Below are 20,306 nucleotides of genomic sequence, written 5' to 3'. Positions count from 1 at the left end.
TTGTGGTCAGGACTATGCTGCTTCGCCAATCCAGGTGCGCAGAATATTGGCAGCCGCATCGGGATCTTCTTTCACGAGCACTTGCAGTTCTTCCTTCAGGTTGCTGCCGGAAGGATTGAATCGTTTCAGTCGCGGCGATGATGCTCCATCGCTGCTGACACTTACCTCGTCTTGCTCAGCGGTGCCGTCATCGTGCAAACCAGTCAGTGCGGCGGCCGATGCTCCAGCCACTGAAGGGCCGGAAGTGGCTTTCGAGTTCAGCATGCCGCGCATCATCATCAGACTCATCAAGCCAACGCCCAGCATCGCAACCGTGCGCCAGTTATCGGAGAGCCAGCCGAGAGCGTTGTCGGCAACACTGGGGGCAACAATGGGTGCTCCAGCCAGATCGGTGAAGGTGGAGACCGTGATATGGGGGTACGGGTTGGTTCCCTGCGCCACCGGCGGCAACAAGTTGCGCACGGTTTCTTCGATCCGCTTGCGAGTTTCGTTTTCGATGTTCGACAGCGCGACTGCGTCGGGATCAGCGGCGGGTTGACCGACGGGGCGACGTTCTTTCCACACCTTCACGTAGTAGCTGGCGGGAATTTCGATGGAGGCCGTCACTTGCGAAGGAACCAGCGGCACCTTGCTGATCAGCGTTTGTTCGTGCCCCGGCATGTTGCGAGTTTCGCTGCGAGATTCGGTCGTTTGCGATTGTCCGGCACTACCGCCAGCATTCACCGCGATGGGACGATTGCCTCCCACGCCGTTGGACTCGGCGCCGGGTCGACCGCCGATGCTAGGCTGCGTCGCGGTCATCTCTTTGCTCGACTCGGCCGATTGCACCGTGATGGGCTTGGGGTCGAGCTTGATCAACGACGTGTTGTGGGCCAGTTCGGGGTTCAGCTCGACATTCACACCCACGATCACGCCCGGAATCATCGCCAGCTGATCGTAAATCTTCCGTTGCCATTCGCGCTCGAATTTGGCTTTGTGCGAGGCATAGATGCTGTCGTCGTCCGTAAAACCGCCGGGGCCCGGCTGACCGCCGTAGGTGTGATGGCTGGCGATATCGGTGATCGTCACATTCTGGCGGTCGAGGCCGACATAGGCCGAAGCGACGACGTTGCGAATGGCTTTTACTTGCTCTTCGCTGAGCGAAGTGCCAACCGTTTGCACGGCGACCATGGCGGTCTTCTTCTTCTGCCGCGAGAGGCCTCCCTGTTGCTCTTCGTCAAACTGCACCGTCGCCGATTCGATGCCACGCATCCGCGAAATGATGAGGGCCAGCTCTTTTTGCTTGGCATGCGAGCGGCGTAGTTCCAGCGAACGCGTCGAAGAGAACGGGTTGTCCGCTTCGGTCGCTTTGTTCATGTACAGGCTGAAGTCGGCAGGAAGTGCGTGCTCTTCGGCCATCGCGGCCAGGTATTTTTGCTTTTGTCCCCGAGGAATGCGGATCTGATTGCCACTCACCACGCTTTGTCCCAGGCCAGCTTTGGCGAAGGCTGCTTCAATGGCAGTGATCTCGGAACCGGAGAACGCGCGGCCATCGAGCAGGTACTCATCGCCGGCCACTACCTGATACTGAAACAGGTAGACCAGGCTTACGACAATGACGGCCAGCAGCAAACCCGCGGCCATGCGCGTGCCCGGTGTCATCGACTTAAAGACGTCGGCCAGCTGAGCGTAGAGTTTGTTGACAAAGTCCATCGTGTGCGTCCTGCGTGTTTACCGTGCATGCATCCTGCGTGCGACACTCATAGTGCTAAGGCGAATCAGATCCGAATATTGTTTACCTCCTGCCAGGCACTCACCAGCTTGTTGCGAATCTGCAACATCAGGCGGAACGACATATCGGCCTTTTGCAGCGACGTGAGGACTTCGGCAGGATTGACATCGCCGCCGGTCACCAACTGCTGAACGGCCTGGTCTGCCTCTTGTTGCATGTTGTTCACCTGGCCCAGGGCCTCTAGCAGCATGTTCTTGAACGGTTGCTGCGCGCCGGCTGCTTCGCCCGCTTGTCCCGGCTGCAGACTGAGTGCATCGAGCTGTGGCTGACCGAGCTTGGCAATGTTTAGTTGCGAAGCGGGGAACGAGCTGGTGGCAGAGATAGGATTCATAACCGACTCACGTGTCGTGCACTAAGGATGCAACTAGCCAATGATCCGCAGGGTTTGTTGGGTCATGTTCTTGGTGATTTCCATCACACCCAGGTTCGCTTCGTAGGCCCGCGAGGCGACGAGTGCGTCGACCATTTCGGTCTGCATGTTGATCTTGGGATACGCAACGTAACCTCGCTTGGGGCCTTCCTTCACCGCGTATGGATGGTCGGGCTGCCAACGATACAGAGGTTCGAAGGTTTCGGTTTCGACTGCAGAGACCTTGACCCCTTGGGCTCCGTACGGCGTCGCGTTGTTCGGATCGACTTCGAACATCACATAGCGGCCTTCGTAGGCCTGCATCTCGCCATTGGGGCCGCGAGTCTGCGAGTTGAGGTTCGCAAGATTTCCCGAGACCGCGTCGAGTCGCATCCGCTGCGCGACAAGAGCGCTGGTGCTGATATCGAGGGCTGAAATCATCGCTGGTCCTCCGTGACTGTTGTTCGAATGGGTTAGACGCGTTCGCTAATCGCTGTTTGCAACAGTTGCATCTGGTTCGTCATCACCTGCAGTGCCAGGCTGTGCATGATCTGGTTCTTGTTGATTTCGGTGACTTGTTGTTCGAGGTCGATGTTCGTGCTGTCGTGATAGAGCAGGTTGGTCATCGATTCGCTCACTTTGCGAATCGGGTCTTCCGGATCTCGCAGCGATATCCCTTCCGAAAAAGGCTGTGGATTATTGATGGCGTTGTTCGATTGGTCGATTGCTCGCTTCAAACGTTGTTCGAACACCTCGACGTTCAGGTCTCGCGTTCGGTACCCGGGCGTGTTGATGTTCGCGATGTTACCGGCGAGCACTCCATGCCGAGCCTGCGCAAAGTTGAGCACTTGTTGCAGGACAGGGATATTCGTGGAAGCAAGCAAGTTGGGCAACATCAGTTGGCCTCACTAGGGGGCGTAGGGTGACGATATTCGCAAGTTCCGTTCCCACGAATCTCGTTTTCGATTCGCGAGGGTCGGGCGGATGGTTGATGAAGTGCGTAAGTCATGGTCGCGGCAATAGAACGGGCGTGAAAGCGAAGCTGCGTGGTTAAGATAAGCACCTGGACTGCTGTCATTGCCAGCGGCAACTATTGCCGCTCTGCATCGGCAATTCTTTCCGCTCGCTGGATAGGCTCACGCCACACGGGCAAACACTTTCGCCCGTGGAGCATATCCATATAACCGAAGTTTGTTCGTCAGGGTGCGAATGCCAATTCCCAGCGCTTGCGCGGCCTTGGCACGGTGACCGTCGTAGTGATCGAGCGTGGTTTCGATCAATTGACGTTCCATGTCTTCCAACTTCATGCCGGCGGAAAGTGGATTGGCATCATTGGTTGGTTGCACCAGCGAGGCAAGCGATTCACCTTCGAGCAGCCAGCTTTGAATGTCGTCGGCCGAGATGGCCTGGTCCGAGGCCAACACACTCGCGCGAGTGACGAGGTTTTCGAGCTCGCGCACGTTGCCCGGCCAGTGATAATGGCTGAGCAGATCGAGGGCTGACTTCGAAAACTGAGCAGGCTCGCGATTCAGTCGCCCAGCCACTTGCTGCGCGACATGCTGAATGAGGAGCGGCACATCGCTGAGCCGATGACGAAGCGGCGGTACTTCGAGCAGCACGACGGCCAGGCGATAGTACAGGTCTTGGCGAAAGCGACCACCGGAAACTTCCTGGCGCAGGTCGCGATTCGTCGAAGCGATCACACGCACGTTCGTGGTGCGCGATTGGCTGCTACCGACTCGCTCGTAGGTCTTCTCTTGCAGCACTCGCAGCAACTTGGCTTGCAGCGGCATGTCAATTTCCGTGATTTCGTCTAGCAAGATGGTACCGCGATCGGCCAGTTCGAAGCGTCCTACGCGCGGCGCGTCGGCGCTGGTGAAGGCGCCCCGTTCATGTCCAAAGAGTTCACTTTCCATCAACTGCGGCGAGAGAGCCGGGCAGTTGAGCCCCACGAAGGCACCGGTTGCCCGACGGCTGGCAGCGTGCAAACAGCGAGCGACTAGTTCTTTGCCGGTGCCACTTTCGCCGGTGATCAGCACGGTCTCGTCGGTGGGGGCGACCTGAGCAATGCGGCGGCGGAGAGTCGCCATCGGTTCGCTGGTGCCGATCATCAGGCCGTGCCAATCGGGCACGATGGGCAGAATCTGTGAGCGGGCTTCGTTGCGGCCGCCTTGGCGAAGGGCGCGACCGACGAGCTGTTCTAGTTGGTCGGCATCAAAGGGCTTTTCAATAAAGTCGAACGCGCCGTGACGCATGGCATCCACGGCCGCTTCGACCGTAGCAAAGGCGGTAACCATCACGACCTGGCCATCGAACTTACGAGCTTCCAGCGCGCGGATCAGTTCGAGTCCCGTCATGCCGGGCATTTGCAGATCGGTCACGATCACGTCGATGGTTTCCGTGTCGAGCAATTGCAATGCTTCACGTCCACTCGAGCAGGCAAACACTTCGTGCTGTGAGTGACGGAGGACGTCCACCATCGATTGGCGTCCACGGGCATTATCGTCGACAACCAGCACGCGGCCAGTCATGGTCAATTCCTGGGTCATGGTCATTCGTGGATCTCCTCGGGCGGTGAAGTGAGCGGGTGATGTGGCAGGCAGAACGTGAAGGCTGCGCCACCTTCGGGGCAATTGGAGGCGAGGATCTGGCCACCGTGAGCTTCCGCAATCCGTTCGACGATTGCCAAGCCCAAACCGGTACCGTTGCTTTTGGTCGTAAAGAAAGGTTCAAAAAGTCGCGCGAGCGCGTCAGCATGCAAGCCGGGCCCGCTGTCGGCGACTTCGAGTTCGATACCGAGCGACGTTTCGCTAACCGTTACATGGAGTTGCCCGCCATTGGGCATGGCATCCACGGCGTTCAGAATTAAGTTGAGCAAAGCTCGACGGAGCATATCCGGATCAGCTGTTGCCCGCAGATCGAGCGGAGCATCGATCACAGCCTGAATTCCCTGCGCGACGAATTGCGGCTGCAACGATTGACACAGGTCGTGGGCGAGCGCACTTGGCGAAATGTCTTGAAGCTTAGGATCGCGATGGGCACTGAAGTGGAGCAGATCGCTGACGATCACTTCTAACGCGCGAAAGCCGGTGTCGACGTTATCGACAATCGCAATGCCTTCCGCGTCGTCTCGAATGCGTCGCTTCAGTAGACTCAAGTAGAGCTTGATTGGGACCAACCCGTTGCGCACTTCATGAGCGACATGCGAGGCCATTTGACCGAGATCAGCCAGACGATTTCGTCGGGCGAGTTCTCGATTCTTGTCTTCCAGTTCGTCGCTTAACCGGCGAACCTCGGCCTGCAATGCTTCGTGCGTGTGTTGTAGCCGGTCGGTGGCTTCGTTCCACGCAGCGAGAATCATCTGCAAGTCGACCGTCTCGGCGGCAAGCGGCGAAGCGGAGCTTTCGGGCAGCGGACAAGTCAGCAAGGTCGTCATGTTGAGTTAGCCTTCCATGCTGAGATCGAGAGAGGTGGTCAGAGACACGGATGCTGTTACATAAGCGCCTTGCGCTTCTTGCGATCCATACATTCCCTGCAGTTGCAGGGCTGTGGCGTCGCGGCGGATGATCATTTCGGCTTCGGACTTCTTTTCGAGCACCACAATCTCGCTGAGGAGCTGGCTGCAGCGATTGGCATCGCGCTGGCAAGCTTCGCGGGCTGCGATAGATTCCCAGTGACGTCGCTCGGGATCTTCACTGCGGAAGGGATCGAGTTGCCGTTCGACTTGTTGCAACTGAGTCAGCAGCGATTCTTTCGAAGTGAGGACTTGCATCAACCGCGACATATCCCCGTCGTTGACAAGCGATAGTTGCGCTTCGCCCAAGCGGCGCAGCAGTTCGAGTAGCTGAGCTTTGCGAGACATGCAGGCGGCTAATTGTTGGGAATCGTTCATAGGGCGTGTCTGGTTACAGAGTGCTGAACCATTCGAGGAGTTGAATCCACTGCTGACGATCGAAGCGGGTGGTCTTGGCAAAATCGGCGTCGCTACGAATACGTTCGAGCACCACGCGGGCTTGTTCGAGGGTGCCGCGGGCTTCGGAGTATCGTTGGAGCCGGCGATAGCAAGTGGCAATCTGCACGTAAGCCTCGAGTGATTCGGGTTCGTGCTGATAGCGGTTCGTCGCAGCGGAGTAGGCTTGAATTGCCTCTTCGTAGCGGCCCAGATCAAACAGCGCGTCGGCGCGGTTGAAGTAGCAATTGCGCAGAACCTTCAAGTCGACAGCTGCCCGGCTGCTTTCCTGGTCATCTGCGAGTCGCTCGATGAGTCGGGTGTATTCGGCCACCGCTGAATTCAAATCACTCTGCAGTTGCTTGTGCAATTGTTGACGTGTCGAGTCGATCGTCACGACCTGCAAACGCTGGCGTGGCCACTTGGCAGCATGCCGATAGGCTTCGGCCACTTCGTAGCCAGCCGCAATCGATTGCGGAGCCGTGGGAAAACGCTGCGTGGATTCAGTCAGCGTTTTGATCGATTCTTCGAAGAAGCCAGCGGCCAGTTCCATTTCACGCAACGACTCGGCGAGTCGTTTCTCTTCGGTCTCTTGCTGGGCGACATTACGGCTGCGAGCTTCGTGTACCATCCCTTGCCGGAACTGAATCCGGCCAAGTGCGAAAAGCGAATCTCGCCATTCAGTACTTTGTGGTGTGAGCGCGGAACCGTATAGGTTGGCACTCAGCAACTCACGGGCAGCGGCCAATTCCCCCTGCTCTTGCAATGCCGCGGCGGCGAGCAGCCGCCCTTGATAGTTGATCGGGTGTCTGTCGAAAAGTTGCCGAGCCTGCTCCAGCGTACTGAGCGCTTCACTGTTGCGTCCTTGCGCGAGCAAAGCTTGGCCGAGTCCGACGAGTGCTTCCGGCTGACCTTCGCGGGTTTGCTGCTGTAGGAATTGACGAAAGACTTGTTCCGCCTGTTCGTAGCCGTGGCCTTGCAAGTACGTCTGGGCAGAGCGAAGCAGATCGTCCGGATAACTGCGAGTGGCAATGCGGGCCGCTGCCAGTTCGCGATCTCGAGCCGCTGCTTCGCGCAGATGGGCACGGGCCTCTGCTTGCAGGGTCGCTTGCTCTTCTCGCGAGCGCCCCGCCAGATGCGCGAGCAAATCGGCCGACCAGGCACGCTCGATTTCTGCTCGCCACTGCAGCGTTTGCGGCAGGGCAATCAATGTCGCCGCCGCTTCGGCCAGTTCGGCAGCTTCGGCGAACGCCTTCTGCTCCTGATAACGACGAACGGCAAGTTCCAAGCGCTGCTGAATTTCAGCTCGCGGCAGCCAATCGTTGCTGTAGGTTTCACCGGGACCAGCCTCTTGCAGTCCGCGGCGATAGAGCGTGAGTGACTCCTCTACCTGGCCCGCACCCGAGAGCCAATCGGCTTCGAGAAATGTCGAGGCAACCGCTTCGGGCGAGCCGTGGTGCAACTTGCGAATGCGAGCATAAAAGTGAGCGGCCTCTTTTTGCTTGCCTAACCGCTCGTGAGTTTGTGCCAGAAGCAAGCTAAGCCGAGCCGCTACGCCGGGCTCGAGTCCTTTGCGTTCGGCCAAGGGTTGCAACTCGGCGATCAGTGTTTGCAGCGGCTGTTGCTCGGCGGCCGTCAGCACTTGGCCAGGCTTCGGTAACGGCAGTCGCTGCAGTTGAACGCGCGCGGCAAGCGCTTGGGCTTGAGGGAAGGCAGACGACGTTTCCAGCACTTGCGAAAGAACCTGTTCGCAGGCCTCGATGTTGTTGGCGGCAAAGTGGACATTCGCGGCCAGCAGATGCGCCTCGTCCCGTTGTCGTGGCGACAGACCAGACAGTTTGAGCAACTGCTCGATGTGCAGCAGCGCCACCTTCGGCTGCGGCGGTTGCATCTTGAGATTGCAATCGGTGAGTGCCTGTTTCAACTCAATGGCGGAATCGGGATTCTTCGAGAGCGCTTCGTTCAACAGAGGCGCGGCCTGCACGTAGCGATTGGCTCGATGCAACGCGCGAGCCAAGGTGAGCACGCCTTGTGCCTCTCGGTTCTCGGGAAAGCCCAACTGCCGCGATTGATCCAAGTAGCGCGCGGCAATCAGATTCAACAAGCGACGCTGCGAGGGCTGAACTGGTGTATCGGCTTCGTCGGCCAACACCGCGCCCAGTACAAACAGGCAAGCCGACTGTGTGGCCTCGTCCAGTTCTGGCTGCGAGCGAATCGCGGCCGCTTGTTGTCGAGCTTCGGTTAGCAGCCCTTCGTCGAAGGGAGCGAGAATGCCCTCGACGGTGATCTTCTCCGGCTCGGCCGAAAAATAGAGTGAAGTTGCATAGGCCGAGCCGCCGATAAACGCCACCAGAGCCAGCAGCAATGGCAAGCCGACCTTCAGTGGACTCTTTCTGGCTGCGGGCAGAATGCGAGCGATGGCGGCCAGTGAAAACCGGGCCTTGCTCTCGTGCGACGGGCTTGCGTGCGCGTCAGTCATCCGTGACGACTTGCCCCAGCCGCTAACGTCCTGTCAGCGGTCGATGAGAATTATGCGAAAGTACCGCGGGCGTTTGTACCGCGAATCGCCTGCGAGTGTCAATTGAGATTCACTCGCCTAGCCTGCTGATTGCCTTGCTAGCGCCAAGCAACGGTCGCGGCAACATTGGCAACGATGCGCAGCCGCCGATTCAACAATTGTCAGCGCTGCGCCAAGATGCTCGCCAGCGAATCGACCGCCGCGAGTTGCTTCCGCGCGAGTTAATTCCACTCTTCGGGAATCGGCGCGGGTACGGGTTCACAAGGCTGGCCCGTGACGCGTTCCATCAACCACACGTCGACGTCTTTCAGCATCTGTGTGGTGACTTCGTCGCTACAGGGATACTGACGAATCGTGGCCGCCAAACCAGCAGTGTGGAACAGGCGAAGTTCGTCGCACAGTTGCTCAACTGGGTAACGCTCTGAATCGCGGCAATGGGCAATAAACAGCGGCAGGCGACGAGCAGCGGTCAACATCGCCAGCGGCGCTTGGCCGGTCGGAAAGCTGCCGCCCAGCGTCATGGCGCCCGCAAAGCGGTCGGGATTGCGCAGGCCCAGTCGCAGGGCCATCGTGCCACCAGCAGCATTGCCGGCGAGGAAGATTCGCTGCGAGTGGATGCGAAATTTTTGGGTTGCCAGCTCGATCGCGTCACACAGCTGTGTCTCGGCGGCGATGGTCCCTTCCGACGATTGACGCCAAGCATGACCACGCCCCGAAGCGAGCACTTCGCCCGAGATCGAAACACCGACATAGTTCCGCATGCTGATCAGAGGCATCACCTTCTGCAACTCGCGGGCATCGCCCCCATCGTCGTGAATCCAAACCAACAGCGGATACGCGTAGTTGGGTTCGTAGTGCAAGGGAGCGAAGGTTTGAATCCCGGCAGGTGCCGGCACCTGTCGATTCTTGCGGGTCGCGGTGACCAGCGACTTCTTGTTTGTGTTGCTGAACGGAACCGAGGGAGCCAGTGAGTTGATGCGGTTCATACCGTTCTCGGCAGGGGGTCGAAGGGACGTGGAATCAACAATTGCCTGGCGCGCGGGAGAGCACTGGCACTTGTGTCTGCTGGCACGCTGCGACTGCAGTTGCCGGAAGGTGTGTCGCGACCATGATGGCTGCGAGTCGCGAGCAGATCGTTGAATGTCGAACGGACAGTTCGGCGATCAAGGGATGTTCTCGATGAGGATCGGAACGTTCAATCTGACTACGCTGTACCTTGCTGCCATGACAAGCACAGCTGGCAGACTGTGAAGGTCACTTGAAGGCTGTGGCAGACGATGCGAGGTCGATTGTCTGCCGCAAGGTGAGGGGTGTTTTAGGCCATGCCTGGGTGACTGTCAACGTCATTCATAACCATCTGCGGCAATACAACTTGCCAGCAGTGAGTGCTGTCATGCGGAGGTGGAACGACCTAATGGAAGTCGCTCCACCATAGCTAGCCAGCGATGACGTGCAACTAAGCCTTGGACATCAAATCGTTCATCGTGGCGACCAGCGACTTGACGGCCGAAACACTGTGCTCGAAAGCTTTCTTTTCTTCTGGATCGAGTTCCAACTCGACGATCTTCTCGACGCCCTTGGCACCAAGGATGGCGGGCACGCCTACGTAATAACCGCCGACGCCGTATTCCTTGTCGCAATAAGCGGCGACCGGAATGATCCGCTTCTTATCGCGCACGATCGCTTCGACCATTTGCGCAGTAGCGGCCGCTGGGGCATAATAAGCGCTGCCGGTCTTGAGCAGCGAAACGATCTCGGCACCGCCATCGCGAGCGCGTTGCACAATCGCTTGCAGCTTCTCTTCCGAGAGCAAGCGGCGAATCGGAATGCCGCCCACGCTCGTGCAGCTCGGCATGGGCACCATCGTGTCGCCGTGACCGCCCATCAGCAGGGCCGAAACGTCTTCGACGCTCACGCCCAGTTCCATCGCCAAAAAGGTGCGATAGCGGGCCGTATCGAGCACGCCAGCCTGGCCGAACACGCGCGCTGGCGGAAAGCCAGTGACTTGCAGTGCACGTTGCACCATGGCGTCGAGCGGATTGCTGACCACGATCACAATCGCGTTCGGGCTGGTGGCCTTCACTTGTTCGGCAACGGAACCAACGATCTTCGCATTGGTTGCTAGAAGATCGTCGCGGCTCATGCCTGGCTTGCGGGGAATACCAGCCGTGATCACGACGACGTCGCTATTGGCGCTGTCGGCATAGTCGGTGGTGCCCACAATGTTGGAATCGAAGCCCATGATCGGCGACGACTGCATCAGGTCGAGAGCCTTGCCCTTGGGCATGTCCCCCGCAGTAGGAATATCGAGCAACACAATGTCGCCCAGTTCCGCAGCTGCACACCAGTGAGCACAGGTGGCTCCGACATTACCCGCGCCGACAATCGTAATCTTGGCCCGACCCATATTTGACTCCTGGTGAGGTGGAATGCTGTCGCTGTTCAGCCTGCCCGTCATCACGCGTCGTAATGAAATGGAACGACTGAGTCCCCGAATATCCGGTTCTGAAAGGCAACGTCAAGTGGGGAGCCATTTTAAGGTGCTCAGCGGCTGCTGTTTCTCGCGCGAAATCAGCACTTGCACCGCACTCCGGCGTGGCGAATATCCGACAATGAGAAACGAACAGATTTACAGTCCAACAGCCAAGTCCACCTGCTCAACATTGAAGTCATCATGCTCTTTCCTTGGGGGCGAAGTGCCCGCCGACAAAAACTGATTCGCTCCCCGGTGCCAGACCTGTGGGAAGACACCCTGCAATCGCATGTGCCCCTCTATCAGCTGCTCCCGGCGGACTTGCGCAAGAGCCTGATCGGCAAGGCGCGGGTCATGGTCTCCGAACGGATCTGGGCTGGTAGTAACGGCCTCGAATTGACCGAAGCGATGAAGATCATCGTGGCTGCTCAAGCGGTGATCTTGCTGGCCGGTGACGACGGTTATCTCTACGAGCGGCTGCCTGCCATTCAGCTTTATCCTGAATACATTTCCAGTCGTCCAACGCGCCAGAATGCCCACAACACGCCCCACGGAAAGCTGCTCGGCGATTCGTGGCAATCGGGCAACGTGCGGCTCTCGTGGCCGGCAGTCTTAGCCGGGGCCGAAGATCCGCAAGATGGGGAGAACGTGGTCATCCACGAAATGGCTCATCACTTGGATGGTCTCGATGGTCAGATGGCTGGCGAACCTCCTCTCGCGACCGAATCGCTGCAAAAAAAGTGGCCCGGCGTGAAAGCCGAGTTCCAAAACCTTGTTCAGGCAATCATGCATCACGAGTGGCACTGGATTGACTCGTACGCTGGCGAAAACCCAGCCGAATTCTTTGCCGTGGTCACCGAGGCCTTCTTCGAAGTGCCCGCGGAACTCGAACAGCATCACCCCGAGCTATTCGCGACCTTCCAAGAGCTGTATCGAGTCGATCCCCGCACCTGGTTCGAACTTAGCTGAACAACTGCGGCGCCGAAGTGCGAGCCGTTCGCCGGCGTGTCTCACTGCGCTGTGCCTTGGTTGTTTCCGGCAAGCGGACATCGGCCGCGACGAGCGCGTAGCGAGCCAAAACTTGCGGCATGAGCGAAGCGATTACCTGTGGTTGCGAAGCTTGCTCCAACTCGGCGTAGTTGGCTCGTTGCAAACTGTTTTCCTGCGCCAGAATGACCATCGTTGCTGCCCCTAACACATAGTGAACAAGTGAACACTTTCAAGTATTAGGGGGCAGTGAACGAATGTCAATCATCATTTTTCCGATTAGGCAAAAAAGGAGGGCTTACCCCGTACTGAACAGCCCTGATTCCACACCCTGACAACCGGCTTTTGATAACTTTTTGCGCGAAAAATCGCGTTCATCGTTTCGCCGTAAATCTCTTCTTCTAAATCAGTTACGCCAACAATTCATCACCAAACATCGTTTTCGTGATAACCGTTTGATAACCACTCGCCGCCCTGTTGATGCACCAGCCTGAACAGGCCCTAAACAGGGGGGCGAAGCGTTCTCGCGTCGCCAAGTCCAGCACTTGTTGACTCTCAGATCCACTCCCCAGCTCCGCCGCCAATCGCTGACACTCCACCCCCAGCGACCTGCGACCTGACCCCCGCGATTCGTCTTGAACAGTCCGCATTCGATGCTGCTGACCACTGGATTTTGATAACTTTTTGCGCGAAAAATCGCTTTCATCGTTCCGCCGTAAACCGTTCTTTCAAAATCAGTTACGCCGAAAATCTCTCGCCAAAGCCCGTTTTCGTGATAACCGTTTGATAACCACGCTCCGCCCCGTTCACCCACCTGCCTGAACAGGCCCTGAACAGGGGGGCGATGGGTTCTCACGTCGCCAAACTTGCCACTCGCAGCCCGGCTGATTCACCCCCAGCTCGAATGGCAGCCAATCGCTGGCGATCGATCCACAGCGGCCGGACCCGCGCGATGTAGCCTCATCCGCGGGCATCGTCGCCACTCGCTTTATTTAAAAACATACTTGACATTAAGTCAATATTTTTTTACGATACACATATCAGAAATTTAGCAATGTCTGGCGGGCAGCATCACGGACCTTGCTGCCCGCACCAGGCGGCCGAGGTCGCAACTGTTCACCCGGGCACTTTATTAGGTAACCCGAAGCGTCAGCGAGGAAAGCGAGTGAGCCGCCCGGAACTAGATTCTTGCGCAGTTCGTTCGCAGGACTCTCAGGGCGGATCAGATGCGGGCCAAGCGAATGGCTTGACTACGACAATGCTTGTGTGCGGCGAGAAGCATTCTCCTCGCTCACGCTTCGGGATTCCTGGCACACGCCTGCGCTGGCAGCAACGCGAAACGCCCACGTGAAAGGTTACGAAAAAAGGGCCCCTGATCGCTCAGGAGCCCTTTCGGTTTTTAATCATTGGTTGCCAGCACGCAACTGCGATTACAGCGCGCCGGGGAAGCCGTCACCGAGTGACTTGACGATGGCGCCGATCGTTTGCAGCACACCTTCGCCCACTTCAAACCGTAGGTTCGAGCCCCGCGCGGTGGCGGTGCTGGTGAGCTGGATTTTGTCGTTGGCCGTCTTCTCGAGCGTCGAAATGGCCGCTGGGATCAGCGGGTTATCGTCGACCGATTGAGCAAACTTCAAAATCGGCAGCATGGCCACAGTCAACTGCAGCGGGAGGGCATCCTTTTCGCCAGCCGTCGACGATTGGTCCATCACCTTCTTGATCAAAGCCTGGCTGTTCTTGCCGAAGGCCACGTAGGCACTGTCGGCACTGGTGCCGAGTACCACGTCGACCGTGGGGCCGAAGAAGTCGCGAGCTTCGCTTTCGCCTTCGGGCAGCGGCAGCGACAGCACGTGGAACTTCACGCCCGCGTGCGTAGCCACATCGAGCTTGGCCTTGGGGAACTCGGGGTCGTTCTTCTTGACTTCGACCAGCTTCTTGAAGGCCGCTTCGAGCGACTGGCCTTCAGCGACATAACCACCGGCGACAAAGCTGATGTTGGCTGGTTCCAGCACGAGGGCTGCACCGCCATCGAGCTTGCCGCTCTGGATCGTCTTCACGACCACGTCGATCGCCTGATTGTAGATATCCTTCATCGGCTCGCGCTGTTCGGCGGCGATCCGCGGATCGTCATCGACTTGCTTCATCAACTGGGCCTTGGCCGTGTTGATCATCGTGATGTTCTGTTCGATTTCCTCTGGTCCGAGCTTGCCGCCAAAGCTGGCCGTCACGGCCGCATTGGGCATCAAGAAGCCCGAAAACTTGGACTTCAGCCCCGTGTTCATCGCAAACTGACGAGCCAGCTGCGTCCCTTCCTTGGCGACCAGGGAGAAATCGAAGTAGCTCTTCTTCGAAACCGAATCGACGCTCAGGCCGATCGTCACTTCTTCGACTTCTTCGATGTAGCGAGCAACCTGGTTCACACCATTGCGACCCGCTCGTTCCATCGCTTCGCGCTGTTCGGGGGTAACATCGCCACCGCCGCCACCACGTTCGAGCATGCGTTCAAAGGTGACCTTCATTTCGTCGATGGCCCACTTTTTGAGCTCGTCGGGAATGTTGTTGGCCAGCAGGCGAGCCGCGACGTTGTAATCCTTGGGCAGGCTGCCGAGCAGCGCGGCCGGATCGGCGGGCAAGCCGGTCAGGTGTTCTTTTTCTTTGGCAACAAAGACCCAACCCGCTTGTTCCTTGATGAACGCGGTTTGGTCCAGGCCCACTTCTTGCACACCGTCGCCGGCATCCTTGGGTTCGCCGAGCTGTTCTTTGAAGGTTTCCAGAATCTTCGGCAGGTCCTTCACCGGCACGAACATCACGACCGGGAAGTCGGAACCGTGCGAAATGACATACGCGCCAATGGGCTTCTTCTTGTCGAACCCGTTGGCGAACGCGTTGCCAAACAGGATGGCGGTGCGACCGACTTCTTCCTGTCCCGCAGCGCGGGTCAGGTAGCCGACATCAGCCAGGGTATCTTCGATACTGGCGATCGAAACCACGGCGACAGGTTTCACTTCTTGCGCGGTCGTAACCAGCGGCAAGACAAGCAGTGCGACAGCTGCCGCGCAGTGGGACCAAGAATGTACAAACGATTTCACGAGAGATATCTCCCCGGGGACCATCCAGGTCCGGAACCTAGTAACTTGTTCGCGGTCGTAACAACACCGAGCCCGCAAGTTACCCTGAAACTTTTTCACGCTAGAGCCTCTGTCACTCAGAGGATACTGAGGACGAATGTTAATACTCGCCCTCGGCGCTCCGAGTTTTAACACGGCGCCAGGAAAAAAATAAGCCGAGCTGTTTTTGGGAGGACAACCCTCGTGACGTAACTCAGCGTCGTGAACCTCGCCAGCAAGACCAACTTGTTCAACAATGGCGACGATGGCCTGACCCGAAGTGGCATATCTCTCGGATTTGGCGCAATTTTTTGCCCGGAGATCGCGACGAAGTTGGACACCCCCCCTTTTGCGGTTGCGCAGGACTTACGGCGCACGTAGGTTCTGGCCGCCGGCCGGAACCTGAATCGCGAAGACGCGCAAACATGCGATCTGCGGTCAGTTGCCTGATATTCCGTTCATCGGAGAAGCCAAGATCACATCCAGCGGAAGTGACCTACCGCGCAGGCAAGAGAGGTCGCTCGGTGAGCGGCGAAGCCAGCGTTTCCAACATTGGGGCAGGAGAGTAGTCCGCTGCCGATCATGGATCGACGCAGCGGAGCGAGCCGTGACCGCTTAACGTTCGCGGTAGACGATGCGACCCTTTTCCAGGTCGTAGGGGGACAGTTCGACATTCACTTTGTCGCCCGGGACGATACGGATGAAGTTTTTCCGCATCCGACCGGCCACGTGAGCCAGCACTTCACCACCCGTTTCAAGCTGCACGCGAAAGCGCGTGTTCGCCAGCGCCTGCGTCACCGTACCGGCGACCACCAGGGCTTCTTCTTTCTCCGCCATGCACCAAACTCCACGGCCTATCGGCCACCAGTTATCACTCGGAGGGAACAAGGCATCGTCCCGCCAACGTCCGAGTCAGAATCTGTTAGTATTACGCTTCGAATGACTTGCGTCCAGTCGCATTAAGGTTTCTCGCGCGCGAATTTGCGTAACTCCCGTTGTTTACAGAGGTCCGTGTAGCTCTCCATGTCGCGCCAGGTTCAGGTTACCGCTCCCAGTCGCTTGCACTTCGGCCTGTACGCGTTGGCTGCTAAGGGCAACGATCCAACCCTCCGCAGTTACGGGGGTGTGGGGGTGATGATCTCGGAGCCTGGGATTCGCCTGCAGATCTCCGGCGGCACGACCTTTGGCGTCAGCGGCCCACATACCGATCGCGTGGCGGTCTTTGCCAAGCGGTGGGCCGAGTTCTACTCCCAGCCCACGAACGACTTACAGATTGAAGTGCTAGCGGCCCCGCCCGATCATGTCGGCCTCGGCACAGGCACTCAACTGGGCTTAGCAGTTTCGGCCGGGCTCTCGGCCTTTCGCGGCTTGCCGGTCGCTCAGCCCGACGAACTGGCCCGCAGTGTCGGCCGCGGCCAGCGCTCCGCCGTGGGTGCGTACGGGTTCTCGCTGGGCGGGATGATTGCCGAGCGAGGGAAACTACCGGGAGAGTTTCTCTCGCCGCTCGATTGCCGGCTCGCTTTGCCCGCCGAGTGGCGGTTCGTGCTCGCCCGGCCGTTGCAGGGCACGGGACTGACCGGCCCCAGCGAACAGCAGGCGATGGATGCCGCCAATCGCGATCTCTCACCCCTCACCGAGCAACTGGTGGCCGAAGCCCGCGACGCGCTAATTCCTGCTGCCGCTCTCGGCCGGTTCGATGACTTCGCCGCCAGCTTGGGGCGGTACTGCGAACTGGCCGGGCAGTTTTACACGAGCGTGCAAGGCGGACCGTTCAACGGGCCCGTCGTGACTGCACTCGCCGAACAGATTCGCGCCCTGGGACATCGCGGGCTGGGACAAAGTTCGTGGGGGCCGACGTTGTTCGTCGCTTGCCCCGATCAATCCGCCGCAGAGCAACTCGTGACGCAATTGCAGCAGCAGTCTTCGGCCGAGCTCCAAATCCACATCTCGCCCGTTTGCAACGAGCCGGCCGGAATCGAAGTTTCTTAGACAGTCCTTAGTCGAGCACTTCGCAGGCGGCCCAATTGGGGCCGGTCTTCACATCGACCTTCAGCGGCACGCTCAACTGGGCGGCGGACGACATTTCTTCCATTACCAGGGCGGCAAGTCGCGTTTGCTCTGCCGGCGGAAACTCGAAGACCAGTTCGTCGTGAATCTGCAACAGCAGCCGCGACTGCAATTGCTCCTGCTGCAAACGGCGATGGACGTTGATCATCGCCCGCTTGATGATGTCGGCCGCCGAACCTTGAATCACTGTGTTGATGGCGATGCGCTCGGGGAGCGTTCGTTGCCGCTTATTCGCCTGCGCCCGCGGATCGCGCACACCTTGCACCGGCCGACGACGCCCCAGGATCGTACTTACCCAGCCGACGCGGCGGCACTCAATGAGCACCCGCTCCATGAATTGTTCGACGCCCGGCAGGCGCGAAAAGTACGCTTCGATAAATTCCGCGGCATCGCCCTGGCTGATATCGAGGGCCTTCGAAAGCCCGAAGGGGCTTTGTCCGTAGATGATGCCGAAGTTGATCGCCTTGCTGTTGCTGCGCATCTCGCGCGTGACCTGGTCGAGCGGTACGCCATAGACTTCGCTGGCAACTTGCGTGTGAATGTCGCGGTCGTCGACGAATGCCTGTTGCAGCGTGGCATCGCCCGAGAAGTGAGCCAGCACGCGAAGTTCGATTTGTGAATAGTCGGCTGTCATCAACAGCCAGCCTTCCGGCCCGGGCAAAAACGCCGAGCGAATCGCGCGGCCCGCTTCGCTGCGGACGGGAATGTTCTGCAGGTTGGGATCTTGCGAACTGAGGCGTCCCGTCGCGGCCACATCCTGCTTGAACGAAGTGTGTACGCGCCCCGTTTCAGGATGAATCAATTCCTGTAGGGCCAGGACATAGGTGCTTTGCAGTTTTGAGTTCTGGCGATAGTCGATGATCTTGGCCGGCAATGCATGGAGCCGCGCGAGTTCTTCAAGCACATCGACATCGGTGCTGGGGCCTGTCTTGGTCCGTTTGACAATGGGCAATTTGAAATCTTCGAAGAGCAACTTGGAAAGTTGCAAGCGCGAATCGATGTTGAATTCGCCGCCAGCAATCTCGTAGATCTCTTTTTCGAGCGTGGCGATCCGCTGCGTGAATTGCTCGTCGAGTTGCTTCAGCCGGTCACGATCGACGCGAATGCCGTTGAACTCCATCTCGGCCAGTACATCAATGAGCGGAATCTCGAGCTCGTGAAACAGCGGCAGCAGTTCCTGCTCGGCTAAGCGTGGCTCGAGCACCGCTTTAAGCCGCAGCGGCACGTCGGCATCTTCGGCTGCGTACTGCGTAATGTCGGCCACGGGCACTTCGTCCATCCGCTTCTGATTCTTGCCGGTACCGATCAGCGAAGCGATGGTGATGTTCTGATGCCCCAAATGGCGCACGGCCAGATCATCGAGATTGTGGCTTCGCTCGCCCGGATCAATCAGATAATCGGCGACCATCGTATCGAAGGTGATCCCTTGCAGCTGAATGCCGGCAGCGCGTAGCGTGAGCAGATCGTACTTCACATTTTGCCCGACCTTGCCGATGCTTGGGTTCTCCAGGACCGGACGCAGTTTTTCGAGCACCAGCTTGGGATCAAGGACGGTTTCACCAGCCGGCGCACGAACGGGAATGTAGTACGCGACGCCAGGCGTCCAGCAGAAGGAATAGCCGACAATCTCTGCCTGCCGGGCACGCAGGGAAGTCGTCTCGGTATCGATGACGATCTCTTTCTGCTGCAGCATTTGGGCAACTAACTCATCGAGTTGTTCGACGGTAGCAACTGTGCGGTAATCGACGACCCAAGCATCGGCGGTGGGAACAGCGGGACGAAACACCGGCTCGGCGGCAGGTGAGCTTTCGAGACTGACGTGGCGCGAAGACATTTCCTCCGCGAGAAAATCGTTCGTCAGTTGCGCCGAAGCGGGACGAACATTGCCAGCGAACTTGGTGGCGAGCGTTTCCATTCGCTTGGCCAGTTGCTTGAAGCCCGCCTGGCGATTCAGTTCCGCCAGCACGGCGGGCTGCATACCGCCGATCGTGCCGATGCTCCAGTTAAAGTCGAGTTCGAGATCGCTCTTCAGTTTGACGAGCTCGCGGCTCTTGAAGGCCGACTCGCGTCCATTCTCGATGTTCTCTTTTTGCTTCCCCTTCAATTCGTGCAGGTGTTCGAAGACACCTTCGAGCGTCTCGTACTTTTGCAGCAAGGTGGTGGCCGTCTTGGGACCGATGCCCGCGATGCCGGGAACATTGTCGACCGCGTCGCCGACCAGCGATTGAAAATCGACGACCTGATCGGGACGAATGCCCCACACGGCCTGCAAGCCGGCGGCATCCATGCATTCGTTCTTGCGAATGTTGTAGAGCTTGACGTTGTCGGTGATCAGCTGACGGCAGTCCTTGTCGCTGGTCACAATCAGACACTCCGCGCCGGCTTCATGCGCCTGGCACGCGAGCGTGGCGAGCAGATCATCGGCCTCATAGCCAGCCAGCGCGAGAGCGGGAATGCCGAGCGCGTCCATGAACTGCTTGATGAGCGGAATCTGAGGCTGCAGATCGACGGGCATTTCCTGCCGGTTGGCTTTGTACTCGGTGAAGAGATCGCTGCGGAACGTCGGGCTCGGATGATCGAAAGCGGCGATTAACAAATCGGCGCCACGATTCTCGATCAGGTCGAGCATGTCGCGCACAAACCCATGCGCGGCCCCCACTGGCTGACCCGACGGGCCGGTCATTTCCGGCATCGCGTGAAACACCTGATAGATGAGCGAGTACGAATCGACGAGAAAGACTCGCTTTCCCTTCAGATTCAGCGGCTCATCCGATAGCGACTTGGCGAGAGCTGCTTCGTTGACCACCACCGCGTGCGTATCGAGCGGCACCTGTTCTTCACCAGCAGACTCTTCGCTGGGGGCGACTGCCGATGTGTGCGCGAGATCCACTCGCGGAGACTGCTGGGGCGAAACCTCCGGCGGCGATGTGGGCGGTGACGCAACCGGCTGCTGTGCTTCCGCCGTGTCATCAAAGCCTGCGAGCATGGGTTGCGAAGTCCCTTTTTTTGCCATGATGTCCTGCGCTGATCTGTGAATCACCAATGCCCGAAAATCGCCGTCAACAGGCATCGTAGGGGCTCAGGG

16 protein-coding genes are annotated in these 20,306 nt (G+C 58.6%); 2 read left to right on the top strand and 14 right to left on the bottom strand.

The features are described from left to right. Positions 1-12 precede the first annotated feature (12 nt). The 10 genes from NA78x_RS10010 to mdh form a co-directional block, all read right to left on the bottom strand. On the bottom strand, positions 13-1,692 hold the full coding sequence (locus tag NA78x_RS10010) for a hypothetical protein (protein WP_425618298.1): 1,680 nt from the start codon (positions 1,690-1,692) through the stop codon (positions 13-15). Positions 1,693-1,757: 65 nt separating this feature from the next. Further along, positions 1,758-2,102, bottom strand: coding sequence for a flagellar hook-basal body complex protein FliE (gene fliE / locus NA78x_RS10005; RefSeq protein ID WP_425618297.1), 345 nt, complete (start codon positions 2,100-2,102; stop codon positions 1,758-1,760). A 33-nt stretch (positions 2,103-2,135) separates the two neighbouring features. Next, on the bottom strand, positions 2,136-2,561 hold the full coding sequence (gene flgC / locus NA78x_RS10000; protein ID WP_425618296.1) for a flagellar basal body rod protein FlgC: 426 nt from the start codon (positions 2,559-2,561) through the stop codon (positions 2,136-2,138). Positions 2,562-2,593: 32 nt separating this feature from the next. Further along, a complete protein-coding gene (flgB, locus tag NA78x_RS09995; RefSeq protein ID WP_425618295.1) occupies positions 2,594-3,016 on the bottom strand; it encodes a flagellar basal body rod protein FlgB in 423 nt (140 codons plus the stop codon). Positions 3,017-3,256: 240 nt separating this feature from the next. Continuing rightward, positions 3,257-4,675 carry a sigma-54-dependent transcriptional regulator gene (locus NA78x_RS09990; RefSeq protein ID WP_425618294.1) on the bottom strand — a complete coding sequence of 473 codons (1,419 nt, stop codon included), beginning with the start codon at positions 4,673-4,675 and terminating at the stop codon, positions 3,257-3,259. Then, positions 4,672-5,556, bottom strand: a complete 885-nt coding sequence (locus NA78x_RS09985; protein ID WP_425618293.1) for a sensor histidine kinase — start codon at positions 5,554-5,556, stop codon at positions 4,672-4,674. The genes NA78x_RS09990 and NA78x_RS09985 overlap by 4 nt, the downstream gene beginning before the upstream one ends. A 6-nt stretch (positions 5,557-5,562) precedes the next feature. Next, complete coding sequence (locus NA78x_RS09980; RefSeq protein WP_425618292.1) at positions 5,563-5,982, bottom strand: hypothetical protein; 420 nt, start codon at positions 5,980-5,982, stop codon at positions 5,563-5,565. A gap of 43 nt (positions 5,983-6,025) precedes the next feature. Continuing rightward, complete coding sequence (locus NA78x_RS09975) at positions 6,026-8,548, bottom strand: tetratricopeptide repeat protein (RefSeq protein ID WP_425618291.1); 2,523 nt, start codon at positions 8,546-8,548, stop codon at positions 6,026-6,028. 260 nt (positions 8,549-8,808) lie between these two features. Beyond that, positions 8,809-9,573 (bottom strand): alpha/beta hydrolase, encoded by a 765-nt coding sequence (locus tag NA78x_RS09970; RefSeq protein WP_425618290.1) that lies wholly within the window; start codon positions 9,571-9,573, stop codon positions 8,809-8,811. Positions 9,574-10,043: 470 nt separating this feature from the next. Beyond that, positions 10,044-10,994, bottom strand: a complete 951-nt coding sequence (mdh, locus tag NA78x_RS09965) for a malate dehydrogenase (RefSeq protein WP_425618289.1) — start codon at positions 10,992-10,994, stop codon at positions 10,044-10,046. A 267-nt stretch (positions 10,995-11,261) separates the two neighbouring features. Between mdh and NA78x_RS09960 the strand changes: the two genes are divergently transcribed. Beyond that, complete coding sequence (locus tag NA78x_RS09960; protein WP_425618288.1) at positions 11,262-12,029, top strand: zinc-dependent peptidase; 768 nt, start codon at positions 11,262-11,264, stop codon at positions 12,027-12,029. On the opposite strand, the gene NA78x_RS09955 is transcribed toward NA78x_RS09960, so the two are convergent. The 3 genes from NA78x_RS09955 to infA all read right to left on the bottom strand — a co-directional run bounded on the left by NA78x_RS09955 (position 12,022) and on the right by infA (position 15,991). Next, the gene (locus NA78x_RS09955) at positions 12,022-12,240 is read right to left on the bottom strand and encodes a hypothetical protein (RefSeq protein ID WP_425618287.1); all 219 of its coding nucleotides are present in this window, start codon (positions 12,238-12,240) and stop codon (positions 12,022-12,024) included. The two genes, NA78x_RS09960 and NA78x_RS09955, sit on opposite strands and share 8 nt — an antisense overlap. Positions 12,241-13,477: 1,237 nt before the next feature. Then, a complete protein-coding gene (locus NA78x_RS09950; protein ID WP_425618286.1) occupies positions 13,478-15,136 on the bottom strand; it encodes a hypothetical protein in 1,659 nt (552 codons plus the stop codon). Between the two features lie 633 nt (positions 15,137-15,769). Beyond that, positions 15,770-15,991 (bottom strand): translation initiation factor IF-1, encoded by a 222-nt coding sequence (gene infA / locus NA78x_RS09945; protein WP_145087867.1) that lies wholly within the window; start codon positions 15,989-15,991, stop codon positions 15,770-15,772. 186 nt (positions 15,992-16,177) lie between these two features. Here infA and NA78x_RS09940 point away from each other — a divergent pair, with 186 nt between their 5' ends. Further along, positions 16,178-17,143: a hypothetical protein gene (locus NA78x_RS09940; RefSeq protein ID WP_425618285.1), complete on the top strand. Its 966-nt coding sequence runs from the start codon at positions 16,178-16,180 to the stop codon at positions 17,141-17,143. 7 nt (positions 17,144-17,150) lie between these two features. Here NA78x_RS09940 and polA read toward each other — a convergent pair whose 3' ends face one another. Further along, positions 17,151-20,291, bottom strand: coding sequence for a DNA polymerase I (gene polA / locus NA78x_RS09935; RefSeq protein ID WP_425618284.1), 3,141 nt, complete (start codon positions 20,289-20,291; stop codon positions 17,151-17,153). Positions 20,292-20,306 lie beyond the last annotated feature (15 nt).

This window comes from Anatilimnocola aquadivae (assembly GCF_049819085.1).
GTDB lineage: Bacteria > Planctomycetota > Planctomycetia > Pirellulales > Pirellulaceae > Anatilimnocola.
The sequence above is the reverse complement of the archived record's forward strand: the minus strand, read 5'-3'. Positions and strand labels throughout refer to the sequence as shown.

Bases quoted from the DNA above. Each gene is read 5' to 3' on its own strand.
- NA78x_RS10010 (WP_425618298.1), bottom strand. From the start codon at position 1,692: ATGGACTTTGTCAACAAACTCTACGCTCAGCTGGCCGACGTCTTTAAG.
- fliE (WP_425618297.1), bottom strand. From the start codon at position 2,102: ATGAATCCTATCTCTGCCACCAGCTCGTTCCCCGCTTCGCAACTAAAC.
- flgC (WP_425618296.1), bottom strand. From the start codon at position 2,561: ATGATTTCAGCCCTCGATATCAGCACCAGCGCTCTTGTCGCGCAGCGG.
- flgB (WP_425618295.1), bottom strand. From the start codon at position 3,016: ATGTTGCCCAACTTGCTTGCTTCCACGAATATCCCTGTCCTGCAACAA.
- NA78x_RS09990 (WP_425618294.1), bottom strand. From the start codon at position 4,675: ATGACCATGACCCAGGAATTGACCATGACTGGCCGCGTGCTGGTTGTC.
- NA78x_RS09985 (WP_425618293.1), bottom strand. From the start codon at position 5,556: ATGACGACCTTGCTGACTTGTCCGCTGCCCGAAAGCTCCGCTTCGCCG.
- NA78x_RS09980 (WP_425618292.1), bottom strand. From the start codon at position 5,982: ATGTCTCGCAAAGCTCAGCTACTCGAACTGCTGCGCCGCTTGGGCGAA.
- NA78x_RS09975 (WP_425618291.1), bottom strand. From the start codon at position 8,548: ATGACTGACGCGCACGCAAGCCCGTCGCACGAGAGCAAGGCCCGGTTT.
- NA78x_RS09970 (WP_425618290.1), bottom strand. From the start codon at position 9,573: ATGAACCGCATCAACTCACTGGCTCCCTCGGTTCCGTTCAGCAACACA.
- mdh (WP_425618289.1), bottom strand. From the start codon at position 10,994: ATGGGTCGGGCCAAGATTACGATTGTCGGCGCGGGTAATGTCGGAGCC.
- NA78x_RS09960 (WP_425618288.1), top strand. From the start codon at position 11,262: ATGCTCTTTCCTTGGGGGCGAAGTGCCCGCCGACAAAAACTGATTCGC.
- NA78x_RS09955 (WP_425618287.1), bottom strand. From the start codon at position 12,240: ATGGTCATTCTGGCGCAGGAAAACAGTTTGCAACGAGCCAACTACGCC.
- infA (WP_145087867.1), bottom strand. From the start codon at position 15,991: ATGGCGGAGAAAGAAGAAGCCCTGGTGGTCGCCGGTACGGTGACGCAG.
- NA78x_RS09940 (WP_425618285.1), top strand. From the start codon at position 16,178: ATGTCGCGCCAGGTTCAGGTTACCGCTCCCAGTCGCTTGCACTTCGGC.
- polA (WP_425618284.1), bottom strand. From the start codon at position 20,291: ATGCCTGTTGACGGCGATTTTCGGGCATTGGTGATTCACAGATCAGCG.